The following is a 22,439-nucleotide window of genomic DNA, read 5'->3' as shown; positions in this document are numbered from 1 at the left end:
GGCTGCGATGTCGAACCTGTCGACCCCGACCGGGGGCTGCGCCGAGGCGACGACCGCCAAGGAGGCGGCCTTCCGCATCGACTACCCGCTCTCTGCGGCCCGCAACACGCGGGTCGTCGCCCTCGACCCGGAGGCCGAGGCGATGGTGCGCCGCGCCTCGGAGCTGGAGTGGGGGCAGGCCCGGTTCTTCAGCGTCGCCGATCCTGGCCACACGCTCATCGAGACCACGGGCGTCCCGGTCGACCTCGACGAGGTGCTGAACGACACCAACACGGTCGTCCTGGTCGCCGTCGAGGGCTCCAACGCCGAGGCAGTGTCGACCATCGGAGCCGCGTGCAAGGTCCGCGGGATCATGACCGCGGGGCTGGTGGTCACCCCCGGCGCGCTGACGAGCGAGGCGCTCCTCCACCTCCGTCCCCACGCGCGGATCCTGCTGGTCCCCGCCGACGAGGACGACCTCGTCGAGCTGCTCCGGGCGACCCGCGCATGAGCGCGAGCGGTGTCGGCAAGGCCGACAAGGTCACCGTCGGGTCCCTGCTGGCGATGAAGGCAACAGGGGAGAAGAGCGTCTGCTTCGTCGCCTGGGACTACCAGATGGCGCAGCTCGCGGACCGTGCCGGCGCCGAGATCGTCTCGGTCGGCGACACCGTCGGGGTCAACCTGTGGGGGCAGCCGCACCCGCTCGAGATCACGATGGACGAGATCCTGGTCGTCGCGAAGGCGGTACGCCGCGGAGTGTCCCGCGCGCTGCTCAGCGCGGACTTCCCCTTCGGCCCGTTGCAGGAGGGCACCGCGAGCGCGGTGAAGGCGGCGATCAGGCTGGTCAAGGAGGCCGGCGTCGACCTGGTGAAGCTGGACGGTGCCGCCGACCACCCCGAGGCGGTCGAGGCGGTCACCCGCGCCGGCATCCCGGTCTTCCCGCAGTTCGGCATCACGCCGCAGACCTCGCTGAGGTACGGCCTGGAGTACTCCGCCGCGAGCACCGCCCAAGTGCCGGACGAGATGCTCGAGGAGCTGGTCGCCGAGGCGAAGCGGCTGGAGTCGGCCGGCGCGGTCGCGCTCAACTTCACCAACTCCGGCCCGGTCGTCGGCCCCGCCGTCGTGGACGCGGTCGACATCCCGGTCCTCGGTGGCTTCGGCGGCGGACCGTGGCTGGACGGCCGGATCCGGATGGTGACGGCCGCGATCGGATACAGCGCCGCCGGGGTGGACACGGAGCCGGACACCTACGCCAACGTCGCTCGGGTGGCCTACGACGCGCTCGTCGAGTGCGCCGCCGACATCCGCGGGGCCCGGAAGCTCCGCGGCCAGAAGTAGTCACCCGAGAGCCCACCGAGCAGAAGGAACCGGCCGTGCCCCTCGTCGAACTCGACGGCATCCGCACCCGCTACGAGACCATCGGCGAGGGCCCGGCCCTGCTGATGTTCAGCCCGGGCGGCTTCGACTCGAGCCTGGAGAACTGGACGTCGTTCGGTCGCTACCGCGACCTCGGCTTCATCGAGGCGCTCTCGCCGCACTACACCTGCGTCGTCTTCGACCGGCGTGAGTCCGGCCAGTCCGGCGGCCGCCTCGAGCGGCTCTCCTGGGAGCGGTACGTCGCCCAGGCGGTCGGCCTCTTGGACCACCTCGGCATCGAGCAGGCCCACGCCATGGGCGGGTGCGTCGGATGCTCGACGGCCGCGCTGCTCGCCGCCGCCCAGCCCGAGCGGGTGCGGTCGATGGTGCTCTTCTCGCCGGCCGGCGGGGTCACCTACCGCGCCGCCCAGCAGCGCCGCTTCACCCAGCACCTCGGCTTCGTCGCCGAGCACGGTCTGGCCGCGGTCGTCGCCCTGGCCCGGGAGACCGGGGCCGGCTTCAGCAAGGACCCCCGGGTCGGTCCCTGGGCGGCCGTGCTGCGCACCGACGACGCCTTCGCGGCGACGTACGCCGCGGCCGACGCGAACCGGTACGCCACGATCGTGAGCGGTACCGCTCGCCTCTTGTTCGACCGCGACACGGTCCCCGGCCCCGAGCCGGAGGACCTGCAGGTCCTCGACGTCCCGGCGCTCATCGTGCCGGGCGAGGACCTCTCGCACACGCGATCCGCCGCGCGCTACCTGCAGGAGTGCCTGCCGGACACCGACTACTGGGACGTTCCGGTCGCCGAGCAGACGCCTGCCGCTTCTCAGGGGCGGGTGCTCGACTTCCTCGCGCGGCACTGATGCTGATCCTCGTCCGCCACGGCGAGAGTGCCTGGAACGCTGCCGATCGGTTCGCAGGCTGGGCCGACGTGGCCCTGACCGAGGTGGGTCGCGAGCAGGCGCGCGACGTCGGCCGACGGCTGCTCGACGACGGTTGCGTGCCGACGGTCGCCCACACCTCGGTGCTGACGCGCGCGGTCAGCACCGCCGACCTCATCCTCGACGCGTGCGGCGCCGCTACTGTCCCGACGCTTCGGACGCCGCTGCTCAACGAGCGGCACTACGGCGCGCTCCAGGGCCTTCCGCGCACTGCGGCCGTGGAGCGCTTCGGCGCCGCCCAGGTCGCGCGCTGGCGACGCGGCATCTCTGACCGGCCCCCGGCGGACGCGGCCGGACACGGTGAGAGCCTGGCCGACGTACGCGCACGGATCAGACCGTACGTCGAGACGGTGCTGTTCCGCGTGCTCGACGCCGGCGACCCGGTGCTGCTGGTCTCGCACGGCAACACGCTGCGGATGCTCCGCCAGATCGTCGAGGGGCTGACTGACGCGCAGGCGAGCGCGCTCGAGCTGCCCACGGGCGGCTACGTCCGCTACGAGGACGTCAGCGTCCTGCGTCGAGCCTGCTGAGCGCGCGGTGCGCGATCAGCCGTGCAGGCGGAGCGTGCTCGCTGCGAACACGTCCTCGAGCCGCACGGGCCTGGTCAGGATGTGCTGGTCCACGGCGTGGCCGAGCAGCTCGGTGAGGACCCGGCGGTTCGGCTCGACGCCGTACGGCAGGGGATCCCGGCCGGTCTCCGCGAGGATGCGCCCGAGCAGCCGGTCCTGCTTGGTCTCGGCGAGGCCCTCCCCGATGCGCAGCACGTAGCGCCGCTTGGCCTCGGCGAACGCCTCGAAGACGGCGACCGCGATGTCGGGCTGCTCGGCGAGCAGGTCGTCGCGGATGACGACAAGGTGGTTGATCGGCAGGACGCCGCGCTCGCGCAGCACCGCCATGCCGGCCTCCTCGGGTGCCGGGATCAGCGGCCCGATGGCGGGGTGGTCGATCGCCGCACCAACCACCGCGTCCAGCTCACCGGCCAACAGCAGCTCTGCCAAGGAGCTGCCGACCGGGGCGGAGACCACGTTGGACGGTGGGGTGTAGGTGGCGACGTGCTCGTCCCCGGAGCAGACCCAGGTCACGGAGTCGACGTCCAGGCCTGCCTCGGCCAGCGCTGCCCGCCCCCAGACGCCGGTCGTCACGGTGTAGCCCCGGTTGACGCCGACCCGACCGCCGGCCAGGTCCTTCGGGGTCTTGACCGGTCCGTCGCGCAGGACCTGGGTGGCGCCGTGATGGAGGTCGCGGACCAGGAAGACAGGCAGCGCCGTGAACGCGACGCCGTGCTCCTTGGCGGTCAGGTAGGTCGTCAGGGCCATCTCGGCGACGTCGTACTGGAGCCCCCGCACCATCTTGCGGAAGCCCTTGACCAGGACCGGCTCGTCGGCGAAGTCGAGTGCGTAGCCGGAGGGGGTCACCTCACCGTCGATGAGGGCGCGGTTCGCGCCCTGGGCGCGGGTCAGGGTCGAGAGGTGACGCATGGCGCTCCTTGGGGGATCGGGTGAAGGTGAGCCAGTGACCTGCCTCACGGCATGATGTTATGTTGGTCAGACCATTCTGCCAATCCAGGAGAGTTGATGAGCGACAAGGTGCGCGCGGCGGTCAGGACCGCGCCCGGTACGACCGAGATGCGCGAGTTCGACAGGCCGGCGATCGATGTCGAGTCCGCGCTGCTCAAGATCGAGGTCGCGGGCATCTGTGGCACTGACGTGAAGCTCTACAGCAACCCGCCGAGCAACCCGGCCACCCAGGGCCCGGTGATCATGGGTCACGAGAACGTCGGCGTGATCGAGGAGGCGGGGGAGAGGTTCAAGGCCCGGCACGGCCTCCAGGAGGGCGATCGTGTGTTCGTCGAGCACTACGTCGCCTGCTTCAACTGCGAGTGGTGCCGGATCGGCGAGTACCGCCACTGCGAGGCCACCGACTGGCGCACCAACCCGGACGCCCGCCGCTTCGGCTACACCTCGGCCGACCATCCGGGCACCCTGTGGGGCGGCTTCTCGGAGTACATGTTCCTGCCCTGGAACGCCGTGCTGCACAGGATCCCGGACTCGGTCACGCCCGAGCAGGCCGGCCTCGTCATGCCGCTCTCCAACGGCATCGAGTGGGCGCTGCTCACCGCCGGCGTCGGCTACAACGACACGGTGCTGATCCAGGGCCCGGGCCAGCAGGGCCTCGCGCAGCTCGTCGCGGCCAAGCAGGCCGGCGCCGCCCAGATCATCGTCTCGGGGACCACCCGCGACAAGGTCCGCTTCGACCTGGCCCGTGAGCTCGGTGCCGACGACGTCGTCGACGTCCTCACCGAGGACCCGCGCGAGAAGATCATGGACCTCACCGCCGGCCGTGGCGTCGACTTCGTGCTCGACTGCACGTCGCGTGCGGGCACCGCTCCCGTGCTGCTCGGCATCGACGTGCTCAAGCGCCGCGAGGGCACGCTGCTGATCCAGGGCGAGCTCGCCGCGTTCCCCGACTTCCCGGTCAAGAAGGTCACCGAGAAGGCGATCACCATCAAGTCCGCCCGCGGCCACTCCTTCAACGCCTGCGAGCTCGCGGTCGCCCAGCTCGCGTCCGGCCGCTTCCCGCTGGAGAAGCTGGCCACGCACCGCTACGGCATCGACCAGGTCGACTACGCCATCCGGGTCCTCGCCGGCGAGACCGACGAGGACGCGATCCACGTCTCGATGATGCCCGAGCTGATCGGTCAGCCCGGCGGGGCGGTCGTCCGGTGACGGGCGTCGTCGTCACGAACCCGCCGCGCGCGGACCGAGCGGCCGTCGACGCCCTGGCTGCATTCGGCGTCGCCACCGTCCACGAGGCACAGGGCCGCACCGGTCTCCTCGGCTCCTCGATCAACCCCGTGCAGCGTGGCGTCCGGGTCTCCGGCAACGCGGTCACGGCCACCGTCGCCCCCGGCGACAACACCACGATCGGCGTCGCCGTCGAACAGTGCGGAGAGGGCGACGTCCTCGTCGTAGTGCCGACGGCGCCGTGCGACATGGGCTACTTCGGGGACCTGCTGGCGACCACCCTCCAGGTCCGCGGCGTCCGGGGCCTGGTCATCGAGGCCGGCGTGCGTGACGTGGCCGACCTCAACGAGATGGGCTTCCCGGTCTGGTCGAAGGCCGTCTCGGCCGAGGGCTGCGGCAAGGGCAACCTGGGTGACGTCAACGTCCCGATCAGCATCGCCGGACAGATCGTCAACCCGGGCGACGTCATCGTTGCGGACGATGACGGCGTGGTCGTCGTGCCCCGCCGTGACGCGGCCGCTGTCGTGACCGCCGCACAGGCCCGCGAGCAGAAGGAAGCCCGGGCCCGGGCCCGTTACCTCGCCGGTGAGATCGCCCTCGACGTCAACAACATGCGACCCATGCTCGAGCAGGCCGGCATCCGGTACGTCGACCACGCCGAGTGGATGAAGGAGAACAACGCGTGATCATCGACGTCCACGGTCACTACACGACCGCGCCCGGCGAGCTGCAGGCCTTCCGGGACGCCCAGCTCGCGACACTCGCCTCCGGTGGGAGGGCTGCAGCGTCGATGCGTCCCGTCACCGACGACCAGCTCCGGGAGAGCGTCGAGGGCAACCAGCTGCGCGTGCTGCGCGAGCGCGGCGGGGACCTGATGATCTTCTCACCGAAGGCCTCCGCGATGGAGCACCACGTCCCCAGTGCCGACGTCGCGATCGCCTGGGCGCAGGCCTCGAACGACCTCGTGCACAGGATCGCTGAGCTCTACCCGGCACACTTCGCGCCGGTCGCGCAGCTGCCACAGACGCCGGACGGCAACATCCCCGGGGTCGTGGCCGAGATCCGCCGGACCGTCGCCGAGCTCGACTTCGTCGGGGTCAACCTCAACCCCGACCCGTCCGGCACCTGGGCGGGCAAGCCGCTCACCGACGAGTCCTGGTTCCCGGTCTTCGAGACGCTCGAGGAGCTGGACGTGCCCGCGATGGTGCACGTCTCGACCGCGTGCAACCCCAACTTCCACACCCTCGGCGCGCACTACCTCAACGCCGACACCAGCGTCTTCGTGCAGCTGCTCTCCTCCGACGTGTTCGAGCGCTTCCCCGCGCTGCGGTTGGTCATCCCGCACGGTGGCGGCGCGGTGCCCTACCACTGGGGCCGCTACCGCGGCCTGGCCGTGCGCAACGGCTGGCAGGACCCGTCGGCGCTGCTGTCGAACCTCTTCTTCGACTCCGCCGTCTACCACCAGCCCGGGATCGACCTGCTGCTCGAGGTGCTGCCGGCCGACAACGTGCTCTTCGCCTCGGAGATGCTCGGTGCGGTCCGCGGCGCGGACCCGGAGACCGGCATCGAGTGGGACGACACGCTCCACTACCTGCGGGCCGCGGCGATCTCGGACGCCGACCGGGCCAAGGTGATGACCGAGAATGCGCTGCGCGTCTACCCGCGGCTCCGCGCTCGGGTCAGGGCAGCCGGCGCACTCGAGAGCGCCTGATGCGGCGGTTGCCGCTGACGCTCGCGTGCGGTGACTACGACCGCACCCGGGCCCTCCTCGAGGGAACCGTCCGGCCCGACGGCATCGACCTGACCTACCTTCGCCTCCCGGTCGAGGAGACCTTCTTCCGCATGGTGCGGCACCGGGAGTTCGACGTGGCGGAGATGTCCCTGTCGTCGTACGCCGCATCGCTCGGCCGCACCGAACGTCCCTTCGTCGCGCTGCCGGTCTTCACGTCGCGGATGTTCCGGCACGGCGGCATCTTCGTGAACGCCGAGGCCGGGATCGACAAGCCGTCGGACCTGCGCGGCAAGCGGGTCGGCAACGCGGAGTTCCAGCTCACCGCGAACGTCTGGATCCGCGGCATCCTGGCCGACGAGCACCAGGTGCCGGTCGACTCGGTGAGCTACCTGACCGGCGGGCAGGAGTCTCCGGGCAGGATCGAGAAGGGGGCGATCGACACCGCCTTCGACATCAGCCCGATCCCTGAGGGCCGCGCCCTCGCCGAGATGCTCCACGCCGGCGAGATCGACGCCTTCTACGGCCCGCGGATCCCGAGCACGTTCCACCGCGACGACGGCCGGGTGCGCCGGCTCTTCGCGGACCCGGTCGCCGCGGAGCGGGAGTACTTCGAGCGCACCCGGATCTTCCCGATCATGCACGTCGTGGCCATCCGCCGCGACGTCTACGAGGCGAACCGGTGGATCGCACAGTCACTGTTCAAGGCGTTCCTGCAGGCCAAGGACGCCGCCTACGCGGCCTTCCTCGACGCCTCGGCACTGCGCTTCATGTCGCCCTGGCTGATCCAGCACGCCGAGGCGGACCGGGCGCTGCTCGGCGAGGACTTCTGGTCCTACGGGCTGGACGCCAACGTGCACGTGCTCGAGACGTTCCTCGGCCACCACCACGCGCAGGGGCTGTCGCCCCGCCTCCTCGCGCCGGAGGAGCTCTTCGCGGACGAGACCCTGGAGAGCTTCGTCATCTGAGGGGCGAGCCGCTGGCGCGGCGTTGCCCCCGCCGGCGCCCGGTCCCTGCGCGCATCGGACGGTCGGTTGCCAGCACCCAAGTCGTTGGTCTAACCTATAGACCATCACCCTCTGTCCGCGCGCCGCAGCCCTGCAAGCAGCCGCGCTGCGTTCGACTTCGCACCCCTCTGGAGGCTCACTGATGTCCAACGACGACGAGACCGGGACCGGGACCGGGACCGTGTGGCAGGAGCCTACGGAGCACAACCGGGCCGGCTTCGGCGAGTTCAAGAAGCAGCCCACGCCCTACGACACCTTCATGGAGTCCGAGGGCATCCCGATCTTCCGCGGTCTGGGCGTGCGCACCGTGACCGACCTGCCGAGGGTGGAGTGGGAGCGCAAGGGCGGCCGCGGCAGCTACATCCAGACCATCGGCACCGAGACCAAGTGGGGCCACTTCGTGGTCGAGATCCCGGCCGGCGACGCGCTGAACCCCGAGAAGCACATGTTCGAGGAGATCTACCTCGCCGTCGAGGGCCGCGGCACCTGCGAGGTCTGGCAGGAGGGGGACGTCAACAAGCACGTCTTCGAGTGGCAGAAGGGCTCGATGTTCTCGATCCCGATGAACGCCTGGTTCCGCCTGGTCAACGCCACCTCGAAGCCTGCCGTGCTGATGGCCGGCAACACGGCGCCCAACGTGCTGAACCAGCTCAACAACGTCGAGGCCGTGTTCGACAACCCGTTCATCTTCCGCGACCGTTTCAGCGGCGCCGACGACTTCTTCAAGTACCGCGAAGAGATCGAGCCCGACCCGGTGCGCGGCCTCGCGATGCGTCGTACCAACTTCATCCCCGACGTCGTCGACTGCGACCTGCCGCTGGACAACCGCCGCTCCCCGGGCTACCGCCGCGTCGAGCCGTACATGACCGACAACCAGTTCTACTACTGGATCGCCCAGCACGAGAACGGCCGCTACTCGAAGGCCCACGCACACACCTCGGCCGCGATCCTGATCTGCCTCAAGGGCAAGGGATACACCCACACGTGGCCCGAGCACCTCGGGCCGACCCCCTGGGCGGACGGCAACGGTGACCAGGTCCAGCGCCTCGACTACGAGCCGTTCGGCTTCATCACGGCCGCGCCCGGTGGCCAGCGCTGGTACCACCAGCACTTCAGCGTGTCGAAGGAGCCGTTCCGGCTGAGTGCCTGGTTCGGCCCGCACAACCCCGGCCGCGATCCGGGCGCCCCCGGCACCAAGCACACCGACTACACGGCTCGTGAGCTCCACGAGGGCGGCACCTCGATCGCGTACTGGCAGGAGGACCCGCACGTCCGCGCCGAGTACGAGGCGCTGCTGGAGACCAACGGCGTCGAGCTCCGCATGGACCCGTCCTGGTACGAGCGTCCCGCGGGCATCGACTGGGACGCGAACAAGCAGCTGATGGCCGATGGGATTCAGTGACCCGGCACACGTGACGCCGATCGAGCACGCCGGCGGCCGGATCTTCACCAGCGGTGGGCGCAGCCTGGTGCTGGTCGACGACGAGATCCGGCTCGTCAGCGTCGGCGTGGACATCGGCTCCTCCACGACGCACATGGTGCTGTCGCGGATCGTGCTGGAGCGTCGCGACAACCGCTACCTGGTGACCTCGCGCGAGGTCACGCACGAGTCCGATGTCCTGCTCACGCCGTACAGCGATGCCGACACGCTCGACGGCGACGCGCTGCGCGACTTCTTCGACAAGCAGTACGCCGCGGCAGGTGTGGTGCCGGAGCAGATCGACACCGGCGCCCTGATCATGACCGGCGTCGCCGTCCGCCGGCGCAACGCGCGCATCATCGGCGACGTGTTCTCGCAGATCGCGGGCAAGTTCGTCTCCGTCAGCGCCGGCGACGCGCTGGAGACCCAGCTGTCGGCCTTCGGGTCGGGTGCGGTGGCGCGATCGGAACGCAACCGCAACCGCACGATGAACATCGACATCGGCGGTGGCACGTCCAAGATCGCCGTGTGCCAGGACGGCGAGGTGGAGGCATTGACCGCGATCGACGTCGGCGCGCGCATCATCGCGTTCGACGCGGACGGCCGCGTCACGCGCATCGAGGAGGCGGCGCGCCGACTCGCGGACGAGGCCGGCCTCGCGCTGGTGATGGGCGAGGTGCCCGACGCTGAGGCGTTGTCGCGGCTCGTCGACCTGATGGCGGACCACCTGTTCGCCGCCATGCAGAGCGGGCAGCCGGCGAGGGCGACGGCGGAGCTGCTGCGTCTGGACCCGCTGCCGGCGGGTCCGGTGCCGGACGCGATCTCGTTCTCCGGCGGCGTGGCGGAGTACGTCTACGGGCGCGACCAGCGCGACCACGGCGACCTCGGCCCCCGTCTGGCGGACGCGATCCGTCGACGGGTGGAGACCTGGGGCCCGGAGCTGCAGGTCGCCGAGCAGGGCATCCGTGCCACCGTCGTGGGCGCCTCGCAGTACACCGTGCAGGTGAGCGGTACGACGATCTTCGTGGAGCCCACGTCGATCCTCCCGCTGCGCAACGTTCCCGTGCTCACGCCGCAGCTGCCGCTGCACAGCGAGACGCTGGACGCGGACGAGATCGCGGCGGCTGTGCACGAGGCGCTGCAGCACTTCGACGAGATGCCGAAGGACCAGCTGGTCGCCCTGTGCTACCGCTGGGAAGGATCCGCCACCTTCGGACGGCTCGATGCGTTCTGCCGTGGCGTCGCCGCGGGCATGGCCGAGCGCACGGACACCGGCCTTCCGTTGGTGCTGGTGGGCGAAGGCGACGTGGGCGGACTGATCGGCATCCACCTCAACCAGGAGCTCGGCCTGTCCATCCCGGTGATCTCTGTCGACGGGCTGACGCTCCAGGCCTTCGACTTCATCGACATCGGTGATCTGCTTCCCGCCTCGGGCGCCGTACCGGTCGTGATCAAGTCGCTGGTGTTCCCGACCACGGCGGCGCTGGGCCGCAGCGGAGCCTGACCCCGCGGACCCGTCTCCACTGCGGCCGCGCACTGACGTCGTTCCACACCACAGCTCAAGGAGGTCATGTTCCATGACGCAGACTGCTTCCAACCAGGGCGCCGACGCCCCGGCCGCCCAGGCGCAGCCCGGATACCTCGTCGACCCCTACAAGGACTGGGCCGAGGGCGAGGGCATCCCCGTCCACCTGGACTTCGGCCACGACCTGCTCGCGCTGGAGACCGGCCCGTGGGAGCGGTACGGCGCGCGGGGCTGCTTCGCCCACACCAAGGGCATGGGCGACTTCATGGCCAACTACGTCCTCGAGGTCGAGCCGCGGAAGAACACCGAGGTCGTCCGCCACCTCTACGAGGCGTTCTTCTTCGTCCTCGCCGGCCACGGCTCCGCCGTCGTCTGGCTGCCCGACGGCACGCAGCGGACCTTCGAGTTCGGCCCGAAGGCGATCTTCGCGATCCCGTTGAACTGCAAGTACCAGATCTTCAACGGCTCCTCCTCGGAGCCGGTCCGCCTGTCTGTCACCAACGACGCGCCGCTGACGATCAACCTGTACCACAACCTCGAGTTCGTGTTCGAGAACGACTTCGACTTCGCCGACCGGGTCGGCGACCCGAAGTACTTCGACGGCGAGGGACGCCTGGACACCTTCAACAAGGACTCGGCCAAGGTCCAGAACATCTGGGAGACGAACTTCGTCCACGACCTGACCAGCTTCAAGCTCTACGAGTTCGAGGGCCGCGGCAAGGGCTCGATGAACGTCAACTTCGTGCTGGCCGACGGCACCATGCACTCGCACGTGTCCCAGATGCCGGTCGGCCGCTACAAGAAGGCCCACCGTCACGCCGCCGGCACCCACGTGCACGCGGTCGACGGCTCCGGATACTCGCTGCTGTGGTACGAAGCCGACGACGAGTTCGTCGAACTGCCCTGGCGTCACGGCATCATGTACACGCCGCCGTTCTGGATGTTCCACCAGCACTTCAACACCGCCGACCAGCCCGCCCGCTACGTGGCGTGCAGCCTGGGCAGCCGCCGCTACCCCTTCATCTCGCTGCGTCGCAAGAGCGCCGAGGGCCAGGGTGCGGTCTCGGTCTCCAAGGGCGGCCGCCAGATCGAGTACGACGAGCAGGACCCGCGCGTGCACCGCAAGTTCCTCGAGGAGTGCGCCAAGACCGGCGTCCCGTCCCAGATGGGCGACATCTTCGACGAGCCGGCCGTCCTGGCGATCCCCGAGTCCGAGCTGAGCGGCGTCATCCGGACGCCGGAGTCCACCGGCCCGGCGGTCTGAGCCCGTGCACGACCTGGACTTCGACCACTACCACGAGCTCGGGATCACCGAGGACGAAGCCGCGGCCATCGCTCAGCTGATCGAGGAGCAGGACACCCTCGAGCTCTTGACGATCGGTATCGACATCGGGTCCTCGACCTCCCACCTGCTCTTCGCGAAGGTGGTGCTGCGACGCCGCACCACCGACCTGTCGAGCAGGTTCGAGGTGGTCGATCGCCAGGTCGTGTGGACCTCGTCGATCATCCACACCCCCTTCCGCGAGGACGGGATGATCGACGCCCACGAGCTGTCGCACTTCATCGCTGACGCCTACAGTGCCGCCGGGCTGACCGCGGCCGACGTCGACAGCGGTGCGGTCATCCTCACCGGTGAGGCGATCAAGCGTCCCAACGCGCGGGCGATCGACGAGCTCTTCGCCAGCCAGTCCGGCAAGTTCGTCTGCGCCAGTGCCGGGCACGAGCTGGAGAGCCTGCTCGCCGCGCACGGCTCGGGAGCGACCGGGCTCGCGCGACGGCGCGGCGAGACCGGGTTGCACGTCGACATCGGCGGCGGCACCACCAAGCTCGCCCTGATCGACGCGGGGGAGGTGCTCGACGTCGCGGCGTTCGCCGTGGGCGGGCGGCTGCTCGCGCAGGACGGCACCGGCGCGTGGGCCCGGATCGACGACTCGGCCCGGCTCGTCGCCGACGACCTCGGCGTCGAGCTCACCCCGCAGACAGCGGCCGACCCCGAGGTCCGGCGCCGCATCTGCGAGCGGCTCGCCCAGGTCGCCGTCGACGAGATCCTCGGGGCCGAGCCCGACGCCCTCGGCAAGTCGCTCGAGCTGACCACGCGGATCGACCGCACGGCGACCCCGGCGTACCTGACCTTCTCCGGCGGTGTCTCGGAGTACGTCTTCGGGCACGAGACCGGCGACTACGGCGACATCGCCCCCGAGCTCGCCGCCCAGGTCGTGCGCCAGCTGGGCGAGCGGGCCGACATCCCGGCGATCGATGCCGGCCAGCGGATCCGGGCGACGGTCATCGGTGCCTCGCAGTACACCGTGCAGGTGAGCGGCAAGACGATCCACATCAGCGACCCCTCGGTGCTGCCCGTGCACAACCTGCCCGTCGTGCACCTTGGCAAGGTCGACAGTGCGACCGCGGACCGGGAGACGATCGCCGCAGCGGTGCGCCGCGGTGCCGAGATGCGGGGTGTCGACCTGGCGGACCCGATCGCGATCGGGTTCGGTTGGGAGGGCCTACCCGCCTACGCGGCGCTCGAGCAGCTCGCCCTGGGCATCCAGGACGCGGCGGGGGGAGTCGTACGAGCCGCTCACGCTCGCGATCGACGGTGACGTCGGCCAGCTGGTCGGACGGCTGTTGAGCGTCGACCTGGGCTTCGAGCGCCGCATCGTCTCGGTGGACGGCGTCGAGCTCGGCGACCTCGACTTCATCGACATCGGTGAGCTCCTGGACCCGCCCGGGGTCGTGCCGGTGGTCATCAAGTCGCTCCTGTTCTCGTGACCGGCGGGCGCCTGTGAACGTCAGCGGCGTCCTGCGCAACCGCTCCTTCGCCGGCTACCTGGCCGGCGTCGTGCTGTCCCAGATCGGCACCCGTGGTGCGATGGCGGCGAGCCTCTACCAGGTCTACGAGCTCTCCGGCTCGCTGGCGACGACCGGCCTCGTCGGCGCCGCCGGCGGTGTCGCGGTCCTCGTGCTGAGCCCGGTCGGCGGAGCGCTGGCCGACCGGATGGACCGGCGTCGGCTGCTCCAGATGTCCCAGGCCGCCGGCGGCCTGGTCGCCCTCGTGCTGGCCGTCCTGACCCTGACCGACCAGGTTCGGGCCTGGCACGTCGTGCTCGCCTCGTTGCTCTCGATGGCGGCGACGACCTTCGACAACCCGACTCGCGCCGCGCTGATCGGCTCGATGGTGCCGAAGGAGCAGCTGCCGCAGGCGTTCGCCCTGGTCAACCCCGCCCGCGAGGTGGCGGTCCTCGTCGGGCCCGGCCTCGCCGGCCTGCTCATCGCCGCCGGCGGACCGGGCGTGGTGCACGCGGTCGACGCGGCCACCTACGCGGCGATGATCGTCGTCCTCCTCTTCGTCCGAACACCCTCCGAGCACGTCGACCGCGAGCACGCGCCGATCCTGAGGGCGATCGCCGAGGGCGCGAGGTACGTCGCCGGCCAGCGGATCATCCTGCTGCTGATGTCGCTGGACCTCTCCGCGATGATCTTCGGCGCCTACCGGGTGCTGCTGCCGGCGATCGCGCTCGACGTGCTCGACGTCGGCCCGCGCGGCTACGGCCTGCTCGCGGCCGCCCCGTCGGCGGGCGCGGTGCTGGCCACCTACGGCATCGTCAAGGCTCTCGGCCGCAGCCAGCAGCTCGGCCGAGTCCTGTTGCTGGCCACCGGCGGCTTCGCCCTCGCCGACGTCGTTCTGGCGCAGTCACGCTCGTTCGTGCTCACCCTCGTCGCCGCGCTCTGCCTCGGCGTCGCGGACGCGCTGGCCACCTCGATCCGGCACGCCGCCGTCCAGATCGAGACCCCGGACGAGCTGCGCGGTCGCGTCAGCTCGATCTACCAGATGTCCTCGCGCGGTGGTCCGGCGATGGGTGACGCCTTCGTGGGTGCGCTCGCCGGCGCACTCGGCCCCGCAATCGCGCTGACGGTCGGCGCCGGGATCACCCTGAGCTACATCACCGCGATGCTCGCCCGCGACAACCCGGTCCGCCGCTACAGCGGACCCGACCGCACGAAGGTCCCGGTCGGCTGAGGACACTCGTGCCCATGCGGACGATCACGGTGCAGCTGGGCGCCGAAGAGGCCCGGGTGGACGTGGCGGTCGACGGCGCCCGGTTCCGTCGGCAGGTCGGCTACCGCGGCGACGGTCCGTGGGGGCTGACCCGATGGACCGATCCCGCCGACGGTGCGGCGTACGTCGTCTTCAGCGGTGCCCTCGGCGGGGCCGCCGACCTGCTCGGGCCGGTCAGCGGCCCCGACGACCTGATGCCGACGGCTCTCGTGGTCGACGGTGCGCCCGTGGCCGTGACGCCTCCGGCGGGCGCCCTGCTCGCCGGTCACCATCTCGGCTTCGCCGCGGGGCCGTGGCGGGCCGCGGCGGCCGCCGGCGTCGTCGTCCACGCACGCTCGTCTCTGGACGCCGACCTCGGAGACCTGCTCGCCGAGACCCGCGCCGCACTGGACTGGCTGCTCGACTTCTTCGGTGGCTCGGCGCCGTGGGGGAGTGACTACGCGCAGGTGCTGGTGCCGGACGCGCCGTGGCTGGCGATGGAGCATCCGGGGTGCGTGCTGCTCTCCGAACGCGTCCTCGCCGCCGATCCCGTCCGGCGGATGGCGGTCCTGGCCCACGAGGCCGCACACCAGTGGCTCGGCAACCTCGTCTCGCCAGCTGCCTGGACCGACGTCGGGGCCTTCGAGGGTCTCGCCGAGCTCCTCGGCCAGCTCACGTGCCGCGGCCTGCTCGGCCACGACGCCGACCCGTACCTGGACGCGCGTCGCCAGACCCCGCCTCTTGTCCGCTTGCCAGGAGACGATCCGCGCACGCTGGCCGCGACGGCCGGCTTGGCCGAGGTCGCGGGGCCCGCTCAGCACGCGGAGCTGTACCGATCGGTCCGGAGCTCCCTCACTGGCGACGTCTTCCGAGAGAGGGTCCGGGGGCTCCTGCTCGACCGAGGGGGGACCGCGACCAGCGCCGCGCAGATCTGGGCGGCCCTCGGCGTCGGGCCGCAGGAGCCGGTGCGGGTAAGCCTGCCGGTTGCCACCCGGGCTGAGGAAGGAGCGTGGCTGCGCCAGGTGCGCGACCTGGGTGAGGAGGACCCCGCCACCGTGGCCCTGTGGGCCCGTCGAGCCTTCCGGGCGGCGCCCGCGAAGGGTGGGAGGGTGGCCGACGCGGTGGCGGCCCTCGGCGACCGGTCCGTGCCCCGCGCCGCAGCCGTGGGTCTCGGCGCCGAACTGGTGCGCGGTGCTAGACGTCTGGACTGATTGTCACGATCAAATCAGCGAAATCCGGCGATGGGTCTAACCATTGATCCGCACATTGTGATATCCATCTCGTATCGGACTAACCATCAGTCCGGCGGGGCCCACCGGCCTTGGCGAACAGCTCTGGGAGAAACCATGAAGAAGAAGGCCCTGATCATCCCGGCCGCCGTGATGGCGGTCGTCCTCAGCGCTTGCGGAAGCCCCACCGCCAGTTCGGGCGCCGGTGCCAAGGAGAAGGTCGACAGCCATGCCAAGGCGGTCTTCGACAAGTTCAACGGCATGACCGGCCAGGAGCGGGCCGACGGACTGCTCAAGGCCGCGCAGGACGAGGGTGAGGTCTCGCTCTACACCTCCAACACCGACATGGACGCCATCGTCGACGGCTTCATGGACAAGTACGACATCGACGTCAACGTCTACCGCGGCAACTCCGAGTCCGTCCTCCAGCGGATCCTGCAGGAGTCGAAGGCCGGCTTCGCGGGCGCCGACCTGATCGAGACCAACTCCGGTGAGCTGAACGTCATCGGCCAGGAGGGACTCTTCTACCCCTACAAGGGTGAGTACCGGGACGCGGTGCGCCCCGAGGGGCAGAAGGAGACCTGGACCGCCGACCGGTTCAACGCCTTCGCCATCGCCTACAACACCGACAAGGTCAAGGGTGCCGACATCCCGACCTCGCTCGAGCAGTTCGCCGACCCGAAGTGGAAGGGCAAGATCTCGATGGAGGTCGGAGACGTCGACTGGTTCTCCGCGATGTTCAACTACTACCTCAAGCAGGGCAAGAGCGAGCAGGAGGTGACCGACCTCTTCAAGAAGATCGCCGCCAACGCCAAGATCGTCAAGGGTCACACCGTCCAGGCCGAGCTGCTCTCCGCCGGCGAGTTCGCCGCCGGGCTCTCGATGTACACCCACTCGGTCCAGGAGGGCACGGAGGAGGGCCGCCCGATCGCGTGGCGCACCGACGCCAACCCGCCCGCCCAGCCGATCGTGATCCGGCCGAACGGTGCCGGCCTGCTCGGCACGGCGAAGCACCCGGCGGCGGCGATGCTGTTCACGGACTACCTGCTGACCGACGGCCAGAAGGACATCGCCGACGCCTACCGCATCGGCTCGGTGCCGGGCGCGGACGACCCGCTGGCGGGCCTGGAGACCATCGAGGTCGACGAGGACGAGATGCTCAACAACGCCAAGAAGTGGGACGACCTGTACGCCGACATCCTCGAAGGCGGCAAGGTCAGCGACAAGTGATCGTCTGATCCCTCCCGCGCCCCGGCTCGCTGCAGCGAGCCGGGGCGCAGCTACGTCCCCCACCTCGAAGGGATCACCCCATGACCCGGTCGTCGAGCCGGCAGTCGCGGTTCCAGGCGGATGGGGCCTGGGTGGCGACGGCCAACGCGGCCTTCTCCTTCGCGCTGGGCGCCGCCTCCGTCGCGCTGCCTCTGCAGGCGATCGCCGTGGGCTACGGGCCGGTCGCGGTCGGTCTGCTCGCGGCGATCTCGGCGGTCTCGCAGATGACCAGCCGCATGGTGCTGGGCTCCGTCATGCGCCGCGTCTCCGACTGGGTGATCATCGCGGTCGCGTGCTGGGTGCTCGCGACCTCGTGCGTCCTGGTCGTGATCAGCAGCCACGTGGCCGTGTTCGTGGCCGCGCAGCTCCTGCAGGGTGTGGCCCGTGCCTACTTCTGGACCGGCAGCCAGACCCACGTCGTCCGTGGCGACGGCTCCTCGATCGCGGCGCTCGCCTCGGTCAACCTGATCGGGAACCTCGGCCTGCTCGCGGGACCGGTCGTGGCGGGTCTCCTGATCGGCGACGACGCGCGGGTCGCGCTGCTCGCCTCGGCGGTCGTCGCCGTCCTGGCGCTGTTCCCGACCTTCCGCCTCGATCGGCTCCCGCCGTTCAAGAGGATCCCGAACCGGCGGCCGGGGCGGATGTGGGCGCGCCCGGGTGTCTGGGAGGCCTGCTACGCAGGTGTGACGGCCGGTGCCTGGCGTGGGCTGCTCGGCTCGTACGTCGCGATCGCGCTCGTCCAGGCCGGGCACGGATCGCTGACGGTCGGGGTCCTGGTCGCCACGGCCAACGCGTCGGCCATCCTCGGCGCCTGGCTCGTCCGGCACGTGGACCAGGACGCTGGCGCGCTGCGCGTGATGCGCCTGAGCACGCCCGTGACCGGCGCCTCGATGGCCGTCATGGGCTGGGTCGCCGGCTCGAGCGTGCTGTCAGGCGCGGCCCTGGCCGTCTCGGGAGTCGCTGCCGGGGCGTTGCAGACCCTCGGTCCCGCGCTGGCCAGCGACGCGGTCCACCAGGAGGAGCGGGGCGAGGCGATCGCCGCGACCGGTGTCTGGCGGGCGGCCTCGCTCTTCGTCGCACCGCTCGTCACGGCCGGCCTCGTGGCCGTCGTCCCGATCGGTGCCGCCATGATGGTGACGGGCGCGCTGATGGCCGCGCCGTTCGGACGCTGGGTCAAGCCCTCGTCGTGAGGGCCGCCCGAGGAGGGATCAGACCTGCTGGCCGGGGTCGAGGTCACGGACCAGGCCGGCGGTGCGACCGAGGTGCGTCGTCATCACCTTGATCGCGGCCTCGACGTCGCGCTCCTCGATGGCGTCGACCAGGGCCGCGTGCTCCTCCGTGCCACGTCGCCCCATGGCGGGCGCGACCAGCTGGGCCTGGCGCAGCGAGAGCAGCATCGGGCCGTGGAAGCTCTGCACGAGCATCTCGATCGCCGGGTTGTGCGCGCACTCCGCGACGCCGACGTGGAAGGCCGCCGAGAGGTTCATCGTGTAGGCCTTGCGGCGCAGGGCGTCGTAGCCCTCTTCGACCATCTGGCGCAGGCTGGCGATGTCGGCCTCGGTGGCCCGCTCGACGACGAACGGCAGGATCCCGACCTCGATGACGGTCCGGGCCTCGGTGACGTCGGCAGGGGTGAGGGGGGAGAGCGTCATCAGATCGGCCAGGCCCTCGCCGAGCCGCTCCTTGGTGGGGGAGGCCACGAAGGCGCCGCCACGTGCGCCGACACGGATCTGGATCAGGCCGCCGGCCTCGAGCACCCGCAGGGCCTCGCGGACCGTCACACGGCTGACCCCGAAGCGCTGGCACAGGTCGCGCTCGCTGGGCAGGCGGTCTCCGTTGGAGAGCTTGCCCTCGCGGACCAGCAGCTTGATCTGGTCGACGATGACCTGTGACACCCGGTCGACGGTGACCCGCTTGAACAGGTCGGCTTCCGTGCTCCGTACGTCGGTCATGGGTTCTACCTCGAGACATTGCGGGTCGGCCAGAATGGTCTAACGGTTCAATGTATAGCGGCTCGCGGCCTCACGGGGAGTGTCCCGCGGCTCCAGTGCGTCGGAAGGTAACTTTTTCCCACGAATCGCCGGATGGGCAGCTGATCGGGCGTGACGGACTTCTCATCGTGGGTGTGATGTGCTACACATGTTGTGCTAATGGTCTTACCGTTATTCCAGAGCCGGCCGTAGCTTCGAGGAGCTTTCGCATGTCACCCGCACACGTCCTTCGGGCCCAACTGACAATGGAGGCGATGTGAGCATCGTGACCGTCACGCCGACGCCGACCCCTCGCTCCACCGATGAGGGAGCGCCGGCCGCCTCGCGACGTCGATTCATCCCCACGCCCAAGGTCCTGATTCTTGGTGTCGTGGCGGTGGTGGTGGCCTACCTCGCGATCGTGCCGCTGTGGTTCCTGATCCAGGGCACCTTCCTCGACAGCACGACCAATGCCTTCACCCTGGGCGGGTTCGAGCGGGCCTACACCGACGACAACGCGCTCGAGATGATGCGCAACTCGATCTGGTTCGCGGTCGGGTCCGCGGTCCTGTCTCTCGTCGTCGGCACCGGCTTGGCGTTCCTCAACGTCAGGACCGACGTGCCGTTCAAGGGACTCTTCTTCGCCGCGTCGATCATCCCGTTGGTGATCCCGGGCATCCTCTACACCGTCGCGTGGATCTTCCTGGCGAGCCCTGACATCGGCCTGGTCAACTTCGTGCTCGAGCCGCTCTTCGGTCGCTCCGTGGTCAACATCTACACGGTCTGGGGGATGGTCTGGGTCGAGGGCCTGCACCTCTCGCCGATCACCTTCCTCTTCATGGTGGCCGCTTTTCGCGCCCAGGACCCTTCGCTCGAGGAGTCGGCTCTGATGTCCGGCGCCAGCCGGCTCACGGTCATCCGCCGGATCACGGTCCCCCTCCTGCGTCCGGCCATCGCGGCCAGCGTGCTGATCATGATGGTCCGTTCGCTGGAGAGCTTCGAGGTGCCGGCCCTGCTGGGGCTCCAGAACGGCATCTACGTCTTCACCAGCAAGATCTACTTCATGCTGCGGACGTATCCGCAGGACTTCAACGGTGCCGGGGCACTCGCGCTGGGCCTCCTCGCGATCGCTGCACTGGGCATGCTCGTCGAGCATCTGCTCAGCAAGGGCGCCAAGGCCTACCAGACCGTGACCGGGAAGGGCTTCCGGCCCCGGCCGATCGAGCTGGGCAAGTGGCGCCCGGTCGCCGGCGGCGCGATCATCGGCTACTTCGTCTTCACCGTGATCCTGCCGCTCCTGCTGCTCGTCTACACGTCGCTGCTGCCCTACTACCAGAAGCCCTCGGTGGCGGCGTTCAAGTCCATGAACTTCGACAACTACATCGACCTGATGCACATGTCGAAGGCGACCACCGCGCTGAAGAACTCGCTGCTCCTCGGTGTGGGATCGGCGACCCTGGTCATGCTGTTCATGGCCATCGCGGCCTGGATCGTGGTCCGCTCCAACATCCCAGGACGCAAGATCCTCGACCTGCTGTCCTTCGCGCCGCTGGTCATCCCCGGGCTGGTGCTCGGTCTGTCCCTGCAGTTCGTCTACCTACGCGTCCCGATCGCGATCTACGGCACGATCTGGATTCTCCTGATCGCGTACTGCACCCGCTACATGCCCTACGGCATGCGATACGCCGTGACCTCGATGCAGCAGATCTCGACCGAGCTCGAGGAGTCGGCCGCCGTCAGCGGCGCCACCTGGTGGCAGATCTTCCGACGCGTGCTGCTCCCGCTGCTCATGCCGGGCCTGCTGGCCGGCTGGATCTACATCTTCGTCGTGTCGTTCCGCGAGCTCTCGAGCTCGATCCTCCTCTACAGCTCCGGCAACGAGCTCCTCTCGATCCTGATCTGGGAGCAGTTCGAGAACGGCAAGTTCACGACCCTCGCCGCCCTCGGCGTCTTCATGGTCGTCATCTTGATGGTGCTTGTCTCCATCGCCTACAAGCTCGGGGCCAAGGTCGGCCTCCAGCAGGACTGACCCTCGAGTCTTCGCATAAAGAGATAAGGACCCATTTTCATGCTGGACATCAGCAACCTCGTCAAGTCGTACCCCGGTGAGAAGGCCCGCAAGGGCGGCTCGCAGGGCGCCAAGGTCTTCGCGGTCAACAACGTCAACCTCAGCGTCCAGCAGGGTGAGATGTTCACCCTGCTGGGTCCCTCAGGTTGCGGCAAGACGACCACCCTGCGCTCCATCGCGGGCCTCGAGCGGCCCGACAGCGGCCGCATCGAGGTCAAGGGACGCACGCTGTTCGCCGCGGGCGGCAAGGCCAAGCCGATCAACCTCGCGGCCAACCGCCGTGGCCTCGGCATGGTCTTCCAGTCCTACGCCATCTGGCCGCACATGAGCGTCTTCGACAACGTCGCGTTCCCGCTCCAGGTCAAGCCGCGCAGCGAGCGCCTGAGCAAGGCCGACATCGAGGAGCGGGTGCAGCGTGTGCTCGAGGTCATGGAGCTGCGTCAGTACGCCGAGCGGCAGGCCACCAAGCTCTCCGGCGGTCAGCAGCAGCGTCTGGCCCTGGCCCGTGCGCTCGTCATCGAGCCGGAGCTCCTGCTCCTCGATGAGCCGCTGTCCAACCTCGACGCCAAGCTACGCGAGTCGCTGCGCTACGAGCTCAAGCGCCTCCAGCGCGACCTCGGCATCACCTCCATCTACGTCACCCACGACCAGATCGAGGCACTGTCCCTGTCCTCGAACATCGCGGTCATGCGGGCCGGAGAGGTGGTGCAGCTGGGGAAGCCGCGCGATATCTACGAGAACCCGAACAGCAAATTCGTCGCCGAGTTCATCGGCAGCTCCAACTTCATCCTCGGTCACGTCCTCAGCCAGAGCGGCGAGAACTACGTCGTGAACACGACTGAGGGCCAGCTCCACCTGGCGTTCGGGGCGTCGGTGCCGGCAGGCACGGAGATCTCCGTCTCCATCCGTCCCGAGGCGATCCAGCTCTGCACCGAGCGCCCGGCGGACCTGCAGAACGTCCTGGAGGGCACTGTCGGAACCCGTGCCTTCCTCGGCGACGCGGTCGACCACCTCGTCAACGTGGGCAAGCTCGAGATCCGGGTGCGGTCGCTGCCCAACCTCTCGCTGGAGGCCGGCACGAAGGTGTTCGTGAAGCTGCCCGCCGACAAGCTCGCGCTGGTCCCGATCGGCTGAGCACCAGGGCCCGTTGTCGGGCCGGGGCC

At 69.8% G+C, this 22,439-nt stretch carries 19 protein-coding genes and 1 pseudogene; 18 read left to right on the top strand and 2 right to left on the bottom strand.

Translation table 11 applies throughout. The features are described from left to right. Positions 1-7: 7 nt before the first annotated feature. Genes KRR39_RS10775 through KRR39_RS10760 form a run of 4 tightly spaced genes read left to right on the top strand, consistent with a single transcriptional unit; the run spans position 8 to position 2,809 of the window. Positions 8-490: a hypothetical protein gene (locus KRR39_RS10775; protein ID WP_216942019.1), complete on the top strand. Its 483-nt coding sequence runs from the start codon at positions 8-10 to the stop codon at positions 488-490. Beyond that, positions 487-1,317, top strand: coding sequence for a 3-methyl-2-oxobutanoate hydroxymethyltransferase (locus KRR39_RS10770; RefSeq protein WP_216942018.1), 831 nt, complete (start codon positions 487-489; stop codon positions 1,315-1,317). Before KRR39_RS10775 ends, KRR39_RS10770 begins: the two co-directional genes overlap by 4 nt. A gap of 35 nt (positions 1,318-1,352) precedes the next feature. Further along, positions 1,353-2,201, top strand: a complete 849-nt coding sequence (locus tag KRR39_RS10765) for an alpha/beta fold hydrolase (protein ID WP_216942017.1) — start codon at positions 1,353-1,355, stop codon at positions 2,199-2,201. Continuing rightward, the gene (locus tag KRR39_RS10760) at positions 2,201-2,809 is read left to right on the top strand and encodes a 2,3-bisphosphoglycerate-dependent phosphoglycerate mutase (protein ID WP_216942016.1); all 609 of its coding nucleotides are present in this window, start codon (positions 2,201-2,203) and stop codon (positions 2,807-2,809) included. Before KRR39_RS10765 ends, KRR39_RS10760 begins: the two co-directional genes overlap by 1 nt. 15 nt (positions 2,810-2,824) lie before the next feature. Here KRR39_RS10760 and KRR39_RS10755 read toward each other — a convergent pair whose 3' ends face one another. After that, positions 2,825-3,757, bottom strand: coding sequence for a substrate-binding domain-containing protein (locus KRR39_RS10755; protein WP_216942015.1), 933 nt, complete (start codon positions 3,755-3,757; stop codon positions 2,825-2,827). Between the two features lie 96 nt (positions 3,758-3,853). Between KRR39_RS10755 and KRR39_RS10750 the strand changes: the two genes are divergently transcribed. From KRR39_RS10750 to KRR39_RS10690, 12 genes and pseudogenes are all read left to right on the top strand, one after another. Further along, the gene (locus KRR39_RS10750; RefSeq protein ID WP_216942014.1) at positions 3,854-5,005 is read left to right on the top strand and encodes a zinc-dependent alcohol dehydrogenase; all 1,152 of its coding nucleotides are present in this window, start codon (positions 3,854-3,856) and stop codon (positions 5,003-5,005) included. Continuing rightward, the gene (locus KRR39_RS10745; RefSeq protein ID WP_216942013.1) at positions 5,002-5,709 is read left to right on the top strand and encodes a 4-carboxy-4-hydroxy-2-oxoadipate aldolase/oxaloacetate decarboxylase; all 708 of its coding nucleotides are present in this window, start codon (positions 5,002-5,004) and stop codon (positions 5,707-5,709) included. Before KRR39_RS10750 ends, KRR39_RS10745 begins: the two co-directional genes overlap by 4 nt. Beyond that, complete coding sequence (locus KRR39_RS10740; protein ID WP_216942012.1) at positions 5,706-6,734, top strand: amidohydrolase family protein; 1,029 nt, start codon at positions 5,706-5,708, stop codon at positions 6,732-6,734. Before KRR39_RS10745 ends, KRR39_RS10740 begins: the two co-directional genes overlap by 4 nt. After that, positions 6,734-7,720: a substrate-binding domain-containing protein gene (locus KRR39_RS10735; RefSeq protein WP_216942011.1), complete on the top strand. Its 987-nt coding sequence runs from the start codon at positions 6,734-6,736 to the stop codon at positions 7,718-7,720. The genes KRR39_RS10740 and KRR39_RS10735 overlap by 1 nt, the downstream gene beginning before the upstream one ends. A gap of 181 nt (positions 7,721-7,901) precedes the next feature. Further along, a complete protein-coding gene (locus tag KRR39_RS10730; protein WP_216942010.1) occupies positions 7,902-9,161 on the top strand; it encodes a cupin domain-containing protein in 1,260 nt (419 codons plus the stop codon). Between the two features lie 10 nt (positions 9,162-9,171). Then, the gene (locus KRR39_RS10725; RefSeq protein WP_216942009.1) at positions 9,172-10,683 is read left to right on the top strand and encodes an ethanolamine ammonia-lyase reactivating factor EutA; all 1,512 of its coding nucleotides are present in this window, start codon (positions 9,172-9,174) and stop codon (positions 10,681-10,683) included. Between the two features lie 73 nt (positions 10,684-10,756). After that, positions 10,757-11,968, top strand: a complete 1,212-nt coding sequence (locus KRR39_RS10720; RefSeq protein ID WP_216942008.1) for a cupin domain-containing protein — start codon at positions 10,757-10,759, stop codon at positions 11,966-11,968. A 4-nt stretch (positions 11,969-11,972) separates the two neighbouring features. Beyond that, a pseudogene (locus KRR39_RS10715) lies at positions 11,973-13,473 on the top strand (ethanolamine ammonia-lyase reactivating factor EutA). A 13-nt stretch (positions 13,474-13,486) separates the two neighbouring features. Beyond that, a complete protein-coding gene (locus KRR39_RS10705; RefSeq protein WP_216942006.1) occupies positions 13,487-14,722 on the top strand; it encodes an MFS transporter in 1,236 nt (411 codons plus the stop codon). Positions 14,723-14,736: 14 nt separating this feature from the next. Further along, positions 14,737-15,951, top strand: a complete 1,215-nt coding sequence (locus KRR39_RS10700) for a M1 family aminopeptidase (RefSeq protein ID WP_216942005.1) — start codon at positions 14,737-14,739, stop codon at positions 15,949-15,951. A gap of 135 nt (positions 15,952-16,086) precedes the next feature. Then, entirely contained in the window at positions 16,087-17,199 is a 1,113-nt protein-coding gene (locus tag KRR39_RS10695) for an ABC transporter substrate-binding protein (protein ID WP_216942004.1), read from the top strand. Positions 17,200-17,279: 80 nt separating this feature from the next. Continuing rightward, entirely contained in the window at positions 17,280-18,428 is a 1,149-nt protein-coding gene (locus tag KRR39_RS10690; RefSeq protein ID WP_216942003.1) for an MFS transporter, read from the top strand. An 18-nt stretch (positions 18,429-18,446) separates the two neighbouring features. On the opposite strand, the gene KRR39_RS10685 is transcribed toward KRR39_RS10690, so the two are convergent. Next, positions 18,447-19,190 (bottom strand): FadR/GntR family transcriptional regulator, encoded by a 744-nt coding sequence (locus KRR39_RS10685; protein WP_216942002.1) that lies wholly within the window; start codon positions 19,188-19,190, stop codon positions 18,447-18,449. Positions 19,191-19,485: 295 nt separating this feature from the next. Here KRR39_RS10685 and KRR39_RS10680 point away from each other — a divergent pair, with 295 nt between their 5' ends. Further along, positions 19,486-21,237 (top strand): ABC transporter permease, encoded by a 1,752-nt coding sequence (locus tag KRR39_RS10680; RefSeq protein ID WP_216942001.1) that lies wholly within the window; start codon positions 19,486-19,488, stop codon positions 21,235-21,237. Between the two features lie 39 nt (positions 21,238-21,276). Beyond that, positions 21,277-22,410: an ABC transporter ATP-binding protein gene (locus tag KRR39_RS10675; protein WP_216942000.1), complete on the top strand. Its 1,134-nt coding sequence runs from the start codon at positions 21,277-21,279 to the stop codon at positions 22,408-22,410. Positions 22,411-22,439 lie beyond the last annotated feature (29 nt).

This window comes from Nocardioides panacis, assembly GCF_019039255.1.
Lineage (GTDB): Bacteria > Actinomycetota > Actinomycetes > Propionibacteriales > Nocardioidaceae > Nocardioides_B > Nocardioides_B panacis.
The sequence above is the reverse complement of the archived record's forward strand: the minus strand, read 5'-3'. Positions and strand labels throughout refer to the sequence as shown.

What these genes read in the sequence shown, in the direction of transcription:
- KRR39_RS10775 (WP_216942019.1), top strand. Translation starts at nt 8, where the DNA reads ATGTCGAACCTGTCGACCCCGACCGGGGGCTGCGCCGAGGCGACGACC.
- KRR39_RS10770 (WP_216942018.1), top strand. Translation starts at nt 487, where the DNA reads ATGAGCGCGAGCGGTGTCGGCAAGGCCGACAAGGTCACCGTCGGGTCC.
- KRR39_RS10760 (WP_216942016.1), top strand. Translation starts at nt 2,201, where the DNA reads ATGCTGATCCTCGTCCGCCACGGCGAGAGTGCCTGGAACGCTGCCGAT.
- KRR39_RS10755 (WP_216942015.1), bottom strand. Translation starts at nt 3,757, where the DNA reads ATGCGTCACCTCTCGACCCTGACCCGCGCCCAGGGCGCGAACCGCGCC.
- KRR39_RS10750 (WP_216942014.1), top strand. Translation starts at nt 3,854, where the DNA reads ATGAGCGACAAGGTGCGCGCGGCGGTCAGGACCGCGCCCGGTACGACC.
- KRR39_RS10735 (WP_216942011.1), top strand. Translation starts at nt 6,734, where the DNA reads ATGCGGCGGTTGCCGCTGACGCTCGCGTGCGGTGACTACGACCGCACC.
- KRR39_RS10730 (WP_216942010.1), top strand. Translation starts at nt 7,902, where the DNA reads ATGTCCAACGACGACGAGACCGGGACCGGGACCGGGACCGTGTGGCAG.
- KRR39_RS10720 (WP_216942008.1), top strand. Translation starts at nt 10,757, where the DNA reads ATGACGCAGACTGCTTCCAACCAGGGCGCCGACGCCCCGGCCGCCCAG.
- KRR39_RS10700 (WP_216942005.1), top strand. Translation starts at nt 14,737, where the DNA reads ATGCGGACGATCACGGTGCAGCTGGGCGCCGAAGAGGCCCGGGTGGAC.
- KRR39_RS10695 (WP_216942004.1), top strand. Translation starts at nt 16,087, where the DNA reads ATGAAGAAGAAGGCCCTGATCATCCCGGCCGCCGTGATGGCGGTCGTC.
- KRR39_RS10690 (WP_216942003.1), top strand. Translation starts at nt 17,280, where the DNA reads ATGACCCGGTCGTCGAGCCGGCAGTCGCGGTTCCAGGCGGATGGGGCC.
- KRR39_RS10685 (WP_216942002.1), bottom strand. Translation starts at nt 19,190, where the DNA reads ATGACCGACGTACGGAGCACGGAAGCCGACCTGTTCAAGCGGGTCACC.
- KRR39_RS10675 (WP_216942000.1), top strand. Translation starts at nt 21,277, where the DNA reads ATGCTGGACATCAGCAACCTCGTCAAGTCGTACCCCGGTGAGAAGGCC.